This is a genomic window from Streptomyces sp. NBC_01224 (genome assembly GCF_036002945.1).
Classification (GTDB): Bacteria; Actinomycetota; Actinomycetes; order Streptomycetales; family Streptomycetaceae; genus Streptomyces.
Genome location: NZ_CP108529.1, coordinates 5686214 through 5699024, shown reverse-complemented (window position 1 = coordinate 5699024; position 12811 = coordinate 5686214). Strand labels below are relative to the sequence as shown.

Genomic DNA, 12811 nt, shown 5'->3' with positions numbered 1-12811 from the left:
TTTTTCTGGACAGTAGCGAGCCAGTCCGCTCAGCGGAAGACCTCGTCCAGAATCCGGGCGTCAGCGGAAGTGGAGTTGCGGTGAAGAAACATAAGCGCCGGTCAGCGCAGCGTCGGCCGAAATCTGGACGTCTACGCGCGTCCAGGTCGGCCGACGCCTCGGCGGCACGTCCGCATACCGGACGTGAACGGGCGTTAACTCACCGTGAACGACTGTTGCACAATTTTTCCGTTCACGAGCACCTCGCAGGCTCTGATCGCCCTCGTCGCCGGATCACGGACGGCGAAGTTGAGGGCGAAGGTGCCGTCGAGTCCGATGACCCGGGTGACGTACGAGTCCGAGGTCTGCTTCCCGTCCGCGGTGCGGCCGGTCACCGAGACCGTGGCGACGGGGGCGAAGCCCCGGCCGGTCACCTGGACCACCGTGCCGACGGGCCCCTCGGACGGCGAGAGCGCGAAGGACGGTCCTGCGGGGACGGTCCCGTCCTGGACGGTGAACGCCGCCGTCTCGGTGCGCGGGTTGACGAGGACCTCCCGGACCCGGATCGCGACGGTGTCGGTGGCGTTGACCGTGAAGGTCTGTGAGAACGCCCCGTCCAGCCCGACCACCTTCGTCTTCACCGGGTCGGACGTCTGCGTTCCGTCGGCCCGCAGCCCGACGACGGATACGGTGGCGACCTTCGCGAACCCCTGCCCGAGGACGGTGACGGCGGTGCCCTTCGGCCCGGCCGACGGGGTGAGGACGACAAAGGTCGGGGCGACGGTCAGCGGGGTGAGGGCCTGCGCTCCCCCGGCGGTGACCTGGAGCGCGTACACGGCGCGCGGGGTGGACCCGGCCACGGTGACCGTACCGGCGAGCGTTCCGTCGGCGTTGATCCGGAGGGTGGAGCCGCTGATCCGTGCGCTGTCGCAGGCGCTGCCGTCGGCGGCGCAGAGTGCGGCGGCGGGCGTGGTCCCGGTCGGCCAGTCGCCGCCGGAGAGGGTGATCGTTCCGCCGGGTTTGACCTTCGCCGGGCCTGCCGAGAGCGTCGCGGAGGCGTCGGTCACGGCGAACGATGTGGTCAGTACGGTGGCCGGGTCGTTGCCCTCGTCGACCTGGATCGCGGCGATGGCCGGGTCGGAAACGGTGAAGTCGGCGCTGAACGTGCCGTCGGGGGTGCTCTTCACATAGACGGCGGTGTCATCGAGCGTCGCTCCGCTCGCGTCCAGGGCGACGGTGTTGATCCACCGGTCCTGGAAGTAGTTGCTGCCGGTGACCTTGATGACGCTGCCCAGCGGCGCGCCGGAGCGGGAGAGCGCGATGGTCCGCGGGCCGCCGGGGACGTACGCCCTGATGGTCAGAGGTGCGGTCGCCTCCTTCGTACCGTCGCCGACCTTCACCAGGTACGAGCCGTCGGCCACGGTGCCGGCGGCGGCGAGCACCGCACTTCCGGTCAGCTCCCCCGAGCTGCTGATCGCGAGGGTGCTGGAGACGAACTTTCCGGTGTCGCAGCCACCGCCGTCCGCCGCGCACAGAGAGGGCACGGGGGTGGCACCTGCGGTCCACAGGCTGCCCGTCAGGGCGACCGCGGTGGACGGCCGGACGGCGGTGGTGGGCGCGGTCAGGGTGGCGGGCAGGCCCGCGGTGCCCTCGGCGGTGACGGTACCGATGGAGCCGCCACCGCTGATCACGTCGCACGGGGTCTCGTAGGTGGAGCCGAGCACCTTCGTACGCGTCAGATTGCGTACCGGGGCGAAGGAGATCGGCCCCTTCGCACTGGCGGGGATGATGAAGTCCCCTTCGTACGGCGGGATCTCGATCGGCTTCCCGGACGGGATGTCGAGGTTGATCTGTGGCCCGGTGACGGTGACCGTGCCGGTCGCACCGCCCGACATGGCGAAGTCGATGCTGGGCGTGGTGGGCACATCGCTCAGGCTGAGTCCGCTGGTGGCGGGGGACGGGCCGAGGGTGACCTTGGCGTGGACCTTGCCGCCCGGGTCGACGACGGCCGGCGAGAGGTCGACGCTCATCTGCTGCGGCCCGGTGGCCTCGCCCTGTCCGGCGGGCAGGGTGCAGTGGACGGTCGGGGTGACCGTGCCGGCGTGGGCGAGGGGGGCGAGTGCGACGGTTCCGCCCGTCCAGGCCAGCACGGCCCCGGCGGTGAGGGCGACGGCGCGGCGTAACACCGCACCCGGCCTTTCGGATCTTCTCGATCCTTCCGGTCTTCTCGATCTCGGCCGTACGAACATGCGGCTCCTCCATGACTACGGGAATTCTCCGAATTCGAAATGGCGACGCCCGCCTGCTCCCTTGCGATACGGAGCAGGCGGGCGTCTCCGGGTCTTCCCCCTGACGGCTCTCAGAGAAGAGTGAGTGTCAGGGTGGCGCTGTAATCTCCGGGCCGGGTGAATCCGGGAACCGTCAGTGTGAGATCGGCGTCCGCGTCGAACCGGCCGCCGGTGAACGGACGGGATCCGTCCGGATTCATCCGGCAGAGGCTCGCCGCCTCGCTCCCGAGCGCGGCGGGCGATCCGGCCACCGGCGCTCCCACACTCCCGTTCTGCGCCGTGCACTTGGGTGTCCACCGGACGGCGCCGGCCGGGATGGTGCCCCCGTCGGCGCTGGTGAAGCCGGTGAGGGTGGCGGTCAGGGACCAGCCGCTGTTGACGCCGCGGGCGTCCTCCACCTCGACCCGGTTGAGCCGGGAGCGCTGCACACCGCTGCCGGTGCCCAGGACCGTCGTACCGAAGTCGACGGTGTCGCCGTCCTGGACCATGGACAGTGTCCCGGCCCGGACCGAGGTGTTCAGCTTCTGGTCGGCACTGCCGCCGCCTCCTCCCCCGCCCGTGGTGACGGTGAACGGGGTGGTCCGTACGGTGGCGGGGTCGTTGCCCTCGTCGGCCTGGACGGCGACGACGGCATCGGAGATCACGGTGAACTCGACGGCGAAGGTGCCGTCCGAGCCGCTCTTGACGTAGACCGCGCTGTCGTCGAGCCCGGTGCCCGTCGCGTCGAGCCCGATGACATTGATCCAGCGGTCCGGGTTGTAGTTCTTTCCGCTGACCGTGATCACACTGCCGACCGGTCCGCTGCTCTGCGAGAGCGAGATCTCGCGGTCGCCGGCCGCGACGGCCTTGACGGTGAGGGGAGCGGTGGCTTCCTTCGTACCGTCGTTGACCTTCACCTCGTACGCGCCGTCCGGCACCGCTCCGGCCTCCGCGAGGGTGGCCGTGCCGTGCAGCGTTCCGTAACTGTCGATGGTGAGGGTGTGGCCCTTGAACTTCAGCGGATCGCAGCCGCCACCGCCCACCGCGCAGAGCGAAGGCACAGGTGCACCGCCCGGCGTCCAGCCCGAACCACCCAGCTTCACAGGGGTGTTGGGGCGTACGGGATCGGCGGGGGCGGTCAGGGTGGCGGGCTCGGAGCCGGTGCCCTCCGCCGTGACCGTGCCGATGGAGCCGCCCCCCTCGACCACGTCGCAGGGCGTCTCGAAGACCGAGCCGAGCACCTTGGTCTGCGTCAGCGTACGGACCGGGGCGAACGAGATGTCGCCGGAGGCGTCCGCCGGGACCAGGAAGTCGCCCTCGTACGGCGGGAGTTCGATGGGCGTCCCGGCCGGGATGTCCATCGTGAACTCGGCGCCCCGCACAGTGACGGTTCCGGTGGCCCCGCCGGACATGGCGAGGTCGAGGCTGGGGATGGTCGGCACATCGTCCAGCGCGAGAGCGCTGGTGGCGGGGGACGGGCCGAGGGTGACCTTCGCATGCACCTTGCCGCCTGGAGCGACGACCGCGGGCGACAGCTCGACGGTCATCTCCTGCGGCCCGGTCGCCTCCCCCTGGCCGGCGGGCAGGGTGCAGTGGACGGTCGGGGTGACCGTACCGGCGGCCTGCTGTCCGGCCGGTGGCGCGGCCTGGGCGGTGGCCCCGACGCAGCTCAGGGACAGTACGAAGCAGGCAGCGAGCAGACCGGTCACGCCAGGTCTTCGTCGTCGAATCACCAGACACCCCTCCATGGCCCATTGATTTGCGCACATTGAGGAGGTCGCACGCAGAGAAGTCAAGAGAGAATTGACTGATCCTTATCCGGAGAATGATCGTTATCTGAAATGCCCGAAAAGCATTTCCACAAGCACTTTCCACGCACCTGTTGACATCTCTTGACATCTCCGAAGATCACAGTTTCACTGCATCCGACATGCCGGGCCCGGCACGCAGATCCGCAGGAAGATCGCATACGGCGATTTCTTCGAATCCGCGGAATTCAACCGGAAGGAGTCCCTCCCGTCATGTCGATCACTTCTGTACGGCCGTCGAGAGTACGGCCGTCGAACCGAAGACGCGTCCGCGTCCCGCTCGTGCTCGCCGCGGCCTGTTCCGCGGCCGCCGCGCTCGCCCTGGCGCCGTCGGCCCAGGCGGTGGCCCCGCTCATCGCGACGGCCACGTACGACTGCGGAACCTGGGGCCACGGTGTCGCCACCCTGACCGCCGCCGACTCGGGCACGTCCAAGACCATCAAGATCAACTCAACCGCGATCACCATGCCGATCGGCGCCAGTGCCGACCCGAACAGCATCACGACGACGCTCAAGCTCACCAAGACCTCGGGCGGCGTCACCAGTCAGGTGCAGTTCTCCGGGAAGACCAACCCCGGCATGACCGGCCCCAACCCGATCACCCTGGGGCCGCTGAAGCTCACCTCCGGCACCCTGGCGGCGGGTGACCGCACCGATTCCGTGGTGCTGGCCACTCCCCCGAGCGCCACCAACTGGTCACTGCAGATCGTGGCGTCGTCCCCGACGTCGGCCACGGTTCCGTGCGTGGCCACGGTCAACCAGTCCGCACCGTTCGTCTGGTAGCCGTACGTAAGACATCCACTCACCCGGCAACGACGCCCGACCCGCACCCGGCAACCGCACCCGGCAACCGCACCCGGCGACCGCACCCGATCCGCACCCGGCAGCCGAGCCTGATCGCACCTGATCCGCGCCAACGACGCCGGCCCGGGGCGAGGACCGCTGTCCCCGCCCCGGGCCGGCCCGCCGCACACCCGGCACCCCGCACCCCGCACCCGGCATTGCCACGCCGGACACACTTCCCTCACACTTGATCATTTCAATTCATGGTCAACTCTTACGGAAACTGCCCGGTCTCATTGATAAAGTGACGCACCGTTTATCGCCCACAGGGGCGACATACGGGAATCATTGGGACTACGGGGAAGGTAACCACCAGTGGCGTGGGACGAGTGGGAGCAGCTGAAATCCGAGGCGGCAGAGAGACACTCGACTCAGATGCAATTGAACCAGGTCGATCCAGGCGGCGGAGGGCCGATTCCCCAGGGCGATCTGAAGGTCAATCAGCAGGATCTGGCGGCGATCGGCAATACCGCATACCGGATGTACGGAGATCTCGAGAAGGCCGGTGACCACGCCCGCACCGCCACCCAGAAGGCCGCCGGAGGCCTCAAGACGGAGACCTTCGCCATAGGCGCGGCCCTCGATCACGTGGCGTCACGGTGGATCGACCAGGTCCGCTCCCTGCTGGACGCCTGCGCCCACATCTCGAACCACCTCGATTACACCAAGGGCGCCCACGCCGGCGACGAGGTCTACATCGGCACGATCATCAGCAACATCGACACACTCGACGAGGGCTTCGACGAAAGGTCGGGCCACTGATGGACCTCGACTCCCTGCGCTTCGCGAACTTCTCCGACCTGGACGCGGCCATCACCGACTGGGAACAGATGGTCACAAAGCTCAAAACCCTCCAGGGCGACGCCAAGGACGACCTCAAAGCCAAGTCGGACAAAGCGAACTGGGCCGGTGAAAACGCCACTGTGACCCGCGCTTTCGTGGACAAGACGGCCGGAGAGTTCACCGACGCCCACACGCAGGCCGAAACCATCACAAAGATCCTCACCGACACCCGTGGGGAACTCGTCGGCTACCGCACAGAGCTCAACGACGCGATCCACCGCGGGGTGCAGAAGAACCTCACGGTCCAGGACACCGGCGAGGGATCCTTCACCGTCACCATGAACATCCACCCCGACCGTGCGGCGAAGGGCACCACGCTGCCCGAGCACACCCAGCAGGACGTCGACAGGTTCCGGGACGAGATTCAGAACATTCTGAAGAAGGCCACGGAGAGCGACACATCGGCGGCGAAAGTACTCACCCTCATCGTCGACCAGGCCAAGTACGGCTTCTCCGATGCCAGCTACTCGGACCGCGACTCCGCGGCCAAGGCGGTGGCGGAGGCGGAGAAGATGGCGGAGATCCTCAAGAAGGACCCGCACGACGTCACGCTGACCGAGCTCAACACGCTCAACACCACCCTGGCCGCCTACAAGAACGACCCGCTCTTCGCCGAGCGGTTCGCCACTCAGGTGAAGCCGAAGGAGGTCCTGGAGTTCTATGCCGGAATCGCCGATCCGTACCAGGGATACGGGACCGACCGGGACCGGATCGAGCAGGCGAAACGGCTTCAGAAGAATCTCGGTATCACGCTGGGCACGGCCACGCTCTCCGACAGCGACAAGATGCAGGCCTGGGAAGAGAAGATGGTGAAGCTGGGCCCGGACCGGCTCGGCATCGACGACGCCACCGACCCGACGGGCTTCGGCGTCATGAGCAACCTCATGCGCTTCGGCGACTACGACGACCAGTTCCTCAACGACTACGGCGACAAGCTCATCGCCTACGACAAGGAACGCAACGTCAAGGACATGAGCCCCTGGATCAACAACTGGAATCAGGGAGACCTCAACTTCTACGGGAAGAACGACCGCGGCCGGGACCCGATGACCGGCTTCATGGAAGCCCTGGGCCACAACCCCGACGCCTCGACCCAGTTCTTCGCACAGCCCGACGGCGCGGGGGCGACGGTCGACAAGGAGAGCGAGGTGAACGATCACCTCAAGTACCTGACCAAGGACCGTATCTGGCTCCCGGACGCCACCTTCGGCGGCGACAGCAAGGTCATCGCCGGCCATGACTCGCTCGGTCACGCTCTGGAAGCGGCCACCACCGGATACGCGTACGACGCCGACCCGATGGCCGGCAAGGACCCGATGGTCCCCGGCAGCAGAGACCACCGGACGGCCGCGACGGCAGGCGTCATGGAGCAGGTGGCGTTCCTGTACGGGAGCGAGGACGGCCCCAAAATGCTGCACGAGCAGTCACAACTGGCCGACAGCCTGGGGAAGATGGGCGCTGCGTACATCGACGACATCGACTACAGCCTGTCGGGCATCGGCGATGAGGCGAAGGACGACGGTACGTTCCCCGCGAAGTACCAGGGGCGGGCGAATTTCGGCAACGCCGGCGCCATCAATTTCCTCAGCGTGCTGGGCCAGGACGAGACCTCGCACGGAGTGGTCACGTCCGCGCAGCACCTGTACACGCTCAGTGCGCTGGACGCCTACCCGGCCACGAGCGAGGCGAACATCGGCAACGCGCACGACGCGCTCACCACGGGCGCCGAGGCCCGCGGCATCCTGGACCACTCGCGCGTGCAGCAGGCGGAGACCACGTACAAGGACGACGCCGAGCAGGCCAACAAGTCTCTCGGCCGCTCCGGGGACTGGGTCAAGCTGGGCGCCGGCGTGGTGGTGGGAGGCGGAATCGCGGCGATCCCGCTGCCCGGCTCCACCGCCGCGGCCCTGGTGGTCGCTCCCATGGCGGCGGACACCGTCGGTGACATGGTGAATACATTCATCGGCCACGAGGTCGACAAGAGCATCGACGGCTCCGAGCAGGACGCCACCGAGAAGTCGCAGATGACAAGTCAGAAGTTCTACGGCGCGGGTGTGGCCCAACTGGGAGACGCCTACACCGACTATGTCGAGGCGAACCCCCGAATGGAGAAAGTCGGCGACGACCAGGACTGGGCCCAGGACGTCAAGAGCAGTTACCTCGGGACGGGGTCGCTCCAGAACGACTACCGCGGGCGCGCCCCGTACAAGGACTGACCACCATGAGACGGACAATCACCCGCACCAGGAGCGGAGCGTTCATGTGGACGCCGGTCCGCTGGGCCGTGTGCGCGGCCCTCATCACCGGCGGGGCCACCGCGTGCAGCGACGATGGCGCCGGGACCGACAAGCCGGACGCGCTCTCCACATCACAGGTCTGTGACGGAACGCTGACGTCGGCGGGTGCGGCCGCGCTCAAGCACATCGGGGGCAAGGACGGATACACCGAGCCGGAAGATCCCGAGAGGTGGTCGCGGGAGTCGGCCGCGAAGGGCCTTCAGGAATCCACGATCTCCCGCTACGAGTGCATCCTGTATCCGGAGGGCGACAAGAGCGGACGTCCTTTGTTGACCATCGGGTTCATGGCGCGGCAGAGCCACCCGGACCCGGTGGAGGCGGCAAAGGACAAAGACCACGACCAGTTGTTCTACCCGCTCGGGGTGTACGCCTCCGCGACGGGGTACGGGGCCACTTCCCTGTTCTTCGAATGCCCCACAAAGCGAGCCGAAGGCAGCACCCCTTACGTGAAAGCCGAAATGTACTCGGCGAAGGACAAGATGAACGCCGACAGCACCGGCAAGGACCGCATGACGATCCTCAACGACATGTCCCGCGCCCTGGCCAAGGAACTCGGCTGCGCCGCCCAGGCGAAGCTGCCGGCGAAGGTACCCGACGCCCTGCCCGGATAACTGCGAGGCCCCTGGCGCGCGGGCAGATCGCTCCGCCTGCGCACCGGGGGCCGTCGCTGCCGGCTCACCTCATCCGGGTGGCCCACTCCTGGACCTTCTGGATCCGCTGCTGGATCTGCCCGGCCGTGGCCTCCGCACTCGGCGGCCCGCCGCACACCCGCCGCAGCTCGGTGTGGATCACTCCGTGCGGTTTGCCGCTCTGGTGCGTGTACGCCGACACCATCGTGTTGAGTTGCTTGCGCAGCCCCAGCAACTGCTTGTGCGTGACCACCGGCCGCGCCTCGGCCGGCTTCTCCAGCAGATCGGCGTCCGCGGCCGGCTTCTGGCGGCTGTGCGCGATCTGCCGGGTCTGCCGCTTCTGGAGCAGCAGCTGCACCTGATCGGGTTCCAGGAGCCCCGGAATCCCCAGGTAGTCCTGCTCCTCCTCACTCCCCGGGTGCGCCTGCATGCCGAATTCGGCACCGTCGTACAGCACCCGGTCGAAGACCGCGTCGGATTCGAGGGCCTCGAAGGGCAGCTGCTCCTCGGTCTCCTCGTCCTCCAGACGTTCCGCGTCGGCGAGGAGCTTGTCCTCCTCCGCGAACGGGTTCTCCTCGTCGCTGCCCTTCTTGGGCTTGTCGAGGACGTGGTCCCGTTCGACCTCCATCTCGTTGGCGAAGTCGAGGAGCATCGGAATGGTCGGTACGAAGACGGAAGCGGTCTCGCCACGCCTGCGCGAGCGCACGAAACGGCCGACGGCCTGCGCGAAGAAGAGCGGCGTGGAGATGGTGGTGGCGTACACGCCCACGGCGAGGCGCGGCACGTCGACGCCCTCGGACACCATGCGGACCGCGACCATCCAGCGCGAATTGTCCTCGCTGAACCGGTCGATCTTCTTCGACGCGGCCTTCTCGTCGGAGAGGACCACGGTGGCCTTCTCGCCCGTGACCCTCTTGAGGATCTTGGCGTACTCGCGCGCCGACTCCTGATCGGTGGCGATGACGAGCCCACCGGCGTCCGGAATGCCCTTGCGCACCTCGGTCAGCCGCTTGTCGGCGGCGCTCAGCACATTGGGGATCCAGTCCCCGGTGGGCGACAGGGCGGTACGCCAGGCCTGCCCGATGGCGTCCTTGGTCATCGGCTCGCCGAGCCGGGCGGCGATCTCGTCTCCGGCCTTGGTGCGCCAGCGCATGTTGCCGCTGTAGCTGAGGAAGATCACGGGCCGGACGACGCCGTCGGCGAGCGCGTTGCCGTAGCCGTAGGTGTAGTCGGCCGAGGAGCGCCGGATGCCGTCGTTCCCCTCCTCGTACACGACGAAGGGAATCGGGTTGGTGTCGGACCGGAACGGCGTACCGGTGAGCGCGAGCCGCCGGGTGGCCGGGTCGAACGCCTCCTGGCAGGCCTCGCCCCAGGACTTCGAGTCACCGGCGTGGTGGATCTCGTCGAGGATCACGAGGGTCTTGCGCTGCTCGCACCGGTTGCGGTGCAGCATCGGCCGGACGCCGACACCCGCGTAGGTGACCGCGACGCCGTCGTACTCCTTGCTCAGCGGGCCCGCGCTGTACTCGGGGTCGAGCTTGATCCCTATCCGGGCAGCTGCCTCGGCCCACTGCTTCTTCAGGTGCTCGGTCGGCGCGACGACGGTGACCTGCTGCACCACGTGGTGGTGCAGCAGCCATGACGCGAGGGTCAGCGCGAAGGTGGTCTTCCCCGCGCCGGGGGTGGCGACCGCGAGGAAGTCGCGCGGCTGCTCCTGGATGTACTTCTCCATGGCGCCCTGCTGCCAGGCTCGCAGCTTGCCGGCCGTGCCCCAGGGGGCGCGGCCGGGAAAGGCGGGTGAGAGGTGGTGGGAGGCGGTAGTAGTCACGGTCTCCGGTTCGGGTCTCTCGGGTACGTGGGGCGCTGTCCGTACGGGCCGGGACGGACTCGTACGCGATACGACAACCGGGCCACCCTACCGGGGGCCCGGGCGTGAACCGCCTCGAACTACGCCGCCCCGCACGGAATTGCGATGGCTGTCACACGTCGTCGACGACCAGCTCGCGCAGCCCCTGAGAGATGGCTTTCACCTCGTCCATCTCCCCCGTGGCCACAGCGATGACCAGGCGTTCCGCGGCATCGATGTCCGGACGAAGATCGATCCCGTTCATCGCGAGGAAGGTCACGCACGACAACCAGGCCGTGCGTTTGTTGCCGTCGAAGAGCGGATGGTTGATCGCCAGGGACTGCAGGAGCGCGGCAGCCTTGTCGATCAGGTCCGGGTACGCCTCCTCGCCGAACATGGCTGCGGAGGGACGGTGTGCCGCCGATTCGAGGAGTCCGGCGTCGCGCACGACGACATGCATGTCCGCGCAGGCATGTTCGGCGATGACGAGGATGTCCTCGGACGTCAGATAGACACAGGTCACTTGAGCCGGTCCATCAGCTCGCTCCACTTGGCCGCCTGCTCCTTGGCCGTCTTGCGGACGATGGCCTGCTGAGCTGTCCTGGCCAGGTAGTCGTCCACAGCCTGCAGCAGTATGGCGTGCATGCTGGTCCCCTCCTGCTCCGCTCGCTGCTTGAGGGCCTCGGTCTGATCGTCACGAAGACGCAGGTTCATAGCCATACCAAAACGGTACCATCGAGTGGGGCCAAAGTGGTACCACGCGACATCTAAGGCTTTGTCCGCACCCGCGCCGCCACCCACGCCCCCACCAGCGCCACCCCCGCCATCGGCAGGAAGACCACCGCGAACGCCCCCGGATGAGACCCGGAGGCCCCCGCCTCCGCCGCCCCGTGCACGGCCCCCATCGCACCGCCGCCGAGCGCGGCGAAGGCAGCCCCGCCCGCCGCCAGGAGCAGGACGTTCGACAGCCCGTCGGAGATCTGGAGGGCAGCCGAGTTCGCCCCCGCCTCCTCCGGCGCCGACAGCTTCAGCAGCAGCACGCTCGTCGATGCGATCACCATGCCCATGCCGAAGCACCCGAAGGCCCACGCCACGGCCACGGTCCAGACCGGCACCCAGTCGATCAGCACGGACGGCGCGGCCGCGATCGCCGCGGCGACCAGCACCATGCCGCCCACCATCAGGCGCTCCCGGTACGGCTCAAGGCGCGGCCTGGACTGTACGTACGAACCGAGCGCCCAGGTCCCGCCCCCGGCTGCGAGCGAGAGCCCGGCCATCGTCGGGCTCAGCCCGCGCTGGGTCACCAGCATCAGCGGTACGAACGACTCGGCGGCGATGAACGACCCGGCCGCCACCCCGCGCAGCAGCACCACCGAGGGCAGCCCGCGCGCCGCCCGGCCCGTGCCCGGGGGCAGCAGTCCGCGCACGGCGGGGACGAGCAGGGCAACCCCCGCGACGGCCGGAAGCAGCGCGAACCAGTTCCGCTCCTGCCCCGCGTACTGGAGCAGCCCGGCCCCGACCGAGATCCCGAGCGCGAGCACGATGCGGCGCCGGTCGTACGGCTCGACGGGTGCCGCCGGATCGGCCGGCCCCGAGGCCCGTCGCCGGATCGCGGGCAGCGCGAGCGCCAGCGGGAACACCACCAGCACGGGAATGCCGACGAAGACCCACCGCCACCCCAGGTGCTCGGTCACACTCCCTGCGGCGAGCGGCCCGACGACGGACGGGATCACCCAGCTCGCGGCGAACGCGGCCATGATCGACGGCCGCAGACGCTCCGGGTAGGCCCGGCTGATCACCACGTACAACGCCACGATCACCAGCCCGCCGCCGAGCCCCTGGACGGCCCGCCCGGCGATGAACGTCCACATGCTGCCCGCTGTACCGGACAGCAGCAGCCCCACCCCGAACGCACTGATCCCAGTGGCCAGCGGCGCCAGCGGCCCGCGCCGGTCCGCCCACTGCCCGGAGAGGACCATGGCGAACAGGCTGGTGGTGAAGTACGCGGAGAACGCGAACGCGTAGAGCGGGATGCCGTGCAGCTCACGGGCGGCGACCGGCATCGCGGTCCCCACGGCTGTCGCCTCGAAGGCGATCAGGAACACGACGGAGACGATGCCGATGCTCAGCGCCCGATAGGTCCGCCCGAGCATCCCTTCGGATTCGGCGGGCGGGACCAGTATCGCCGCTTCGACGGCGGTGCCGGTATCGGTACCGGCGTCTCGTGGTTCCAGGGCACTCATGAGCCCAAGAGTAAGGGGCAAGATCTTATTTGGCCCCTGTCGCGAGATGGTCCGCC

The 12811-nt window shown here is 68.3% G+C and carries 10 protein-coding genes; 4 read left to right on the top strand and 6 right to left on the bottom strand.

Annotation, left to right across the window (positions count from 1 at the left end; all coding sequences use genetic code 11):
• Positions 1-194: 194 nt before the first annotated feature.
• Both OG609_RS25540 and OG609_RS25535 read right to left on the bottom strand, forming a co-directional pair.
• On the bottom strand, positions 195-2165 hold the full coding sequence (locus OG609_RS25540) for a hypothetical protein (RefSeq protein ID WP_327274957.1): 1971 nt from the start codon (positions 2163-2165) through the stop codon (positions 195-197).
• Positions 2166-2338: 173 nt separating this feature from the next.
• Positions 2339-3955 (bottom strand): WxL domain-containing protein, encoded by a 1617-nt coding sequence (locus tag OG609_RS25535; RefSeq protein ID WP_327274956.1) that lies wholly within the window; start codon positions 3953-3955, stop codon positions 2339-2341.
• A gap of 312 nt (positions 3956-4267) precedes the next feature.
• Here OG609_RS25535 and OG609_RS25530 point away from each other — a divergent pair, with 312 nt between their 5' ends.
• The 4 genes from OG609_RS25530 (at position 4268) to OG609_RS25515 (ending at position 8648) form a co-directional block, all read left to right on the top strand.
• Positions 4268-4837 (top strand): hypothetical protein, encoded by a 570-nt coding sequence (locus tag OG609_RS25530; RefSeq protein WP_327274955.1) that lies wholly within the window; start codon positions 4268-4270, stop codon positions 4835-4837.
• A 375-nt stretch (positions 4838-5212) separates the two neighbouring features.
• The gene (locus tag OG609_RS25525; RefSeq protein ID WP_327274954.1) at positions 5213-5659 is read left to right on the top strand and encodes a hypothetical protein; all 447 of its coding nucleotides are present in this window, start codon (positions 5213-5215) and stop codon (positions 5657-5659) included.
• Positions 5659-7956, top strand: a complete 2298-nt coding sequence (locus OG609_RS25520) for a hypothetical protein (RefSeq protein ID WP_327274953.1) — start codon at positions 5659-5661, stop codon at positions 7954-7956. The genes OG609_RS25525 and OG609_RS25520 overlap by 1 nt, the downstream gene beginning before the upstream one ends.
• 5 nt (positions 7957-7961) lie before the next feature.
• Complete coding sequence (locus tag OG609_RS25515) at positions 7962-8648, top strand: hypothetical protein (RefSeq protein WP_327274952.1); 687 nt, start codon at positions 7962-7964, stop codon at positions 8646-8648.
• A 64-nt stretch (positions 8649-8712) separates the two neighbouring features.
• Here OG609_RS25515 and OG609_RS25510 read toward each other — a convergent pair whose 3' ends face one another.
• The 4 genes from OG609_RS25510 to OG609_RS25495 all read right to left on the bottom strand — a co-directional run bounded on the left by OG609_RS25510 (position 8713) and on the right by OG609_RS25495 (position 12755).
• Complete coding sequence (locus tag OG609_RS25510; protein ID WP_327274951.1) at positions 8713-10494, bottom strand: DEAD/DEAH box helicase; 1782 nt, start codon at positions 10492-10494, stop codon at positions 8713-8715.
• 151 nt (positions 10495-10645) lie between these two features.
• Entirely contained in the window at positions 10646-11035 is a 390-nt protein-coding gene (locus OG609_RS25505) for a type II toxin-antitoxin system death-on-curing family toxin (protein ID WP_327274950.1), read from the bottom strand.
• Positions 11032-11232: a ribbon-helix-helix protein, CopG family gene (locus OG609_RS25500; protein ID WP_327274949.1), complete on the bottom strand. Its 201-nt coding sequence runs from the start codon at positions 11230-11232 to the stop codon at positions 11032-11034. Before OG609_RS25500 ends, OG609_RS25505 begins: the two co-directional genes overlap by 4 nt.
• A gap of 47 nt (positions 11233-11279) precedes the next feature.
• Entirely contained in the window at positions 11280-12755 is a 1476-nt protein-coding gene (locus tag OG609_RS25495) for an MFS transporter (protein ID WP_327274948.1), read from the bottom strand.
• Positions 12756-12811 lie beyond the last annotated feature (56 nt).

What these genes read in the sequence shown, in the direction of transcription:
- OG609_RS25530 (WP_327274955.1), top strand. Translation starts at nt 4,268, where the DNA reads ATGTCGATCACTTCTGTACGGCCGTCGAGAGTACGGCCGTCGAACCGA.
- OG609_RS25520 (WP_327274953.1), top strand. Translation starts at nt 5,659, where the DNA reads ATGGACCTCGACTCCCTGCGCTTCGCGAACTTCTCCGACCTGGACGCG.
- OG609_RS25515 (WP_327274952.1), top strand. Translation starts at nt 7,962, where the DNA reads ATGAGACGGACAATCACCCGCACCAGGAGCGGAGCGTTCATGTGGACG.
- OG609_RS25500 (WP_327274949.1), bottom strand. Translation starts at nt 11,232, where the DNA reads ATGGCTATGAACCTGCGTCTTCGTGACGATCAGACCGAGGCCCTCAAG.
- OG609_RS25495 (WP_327274948.1), bottom strand. Translation starts at nt 12,755, where the DNA reads ATGAGTGCCCTGGAACCACGAGACGCCGGTACCGATACCGGCACCGCC.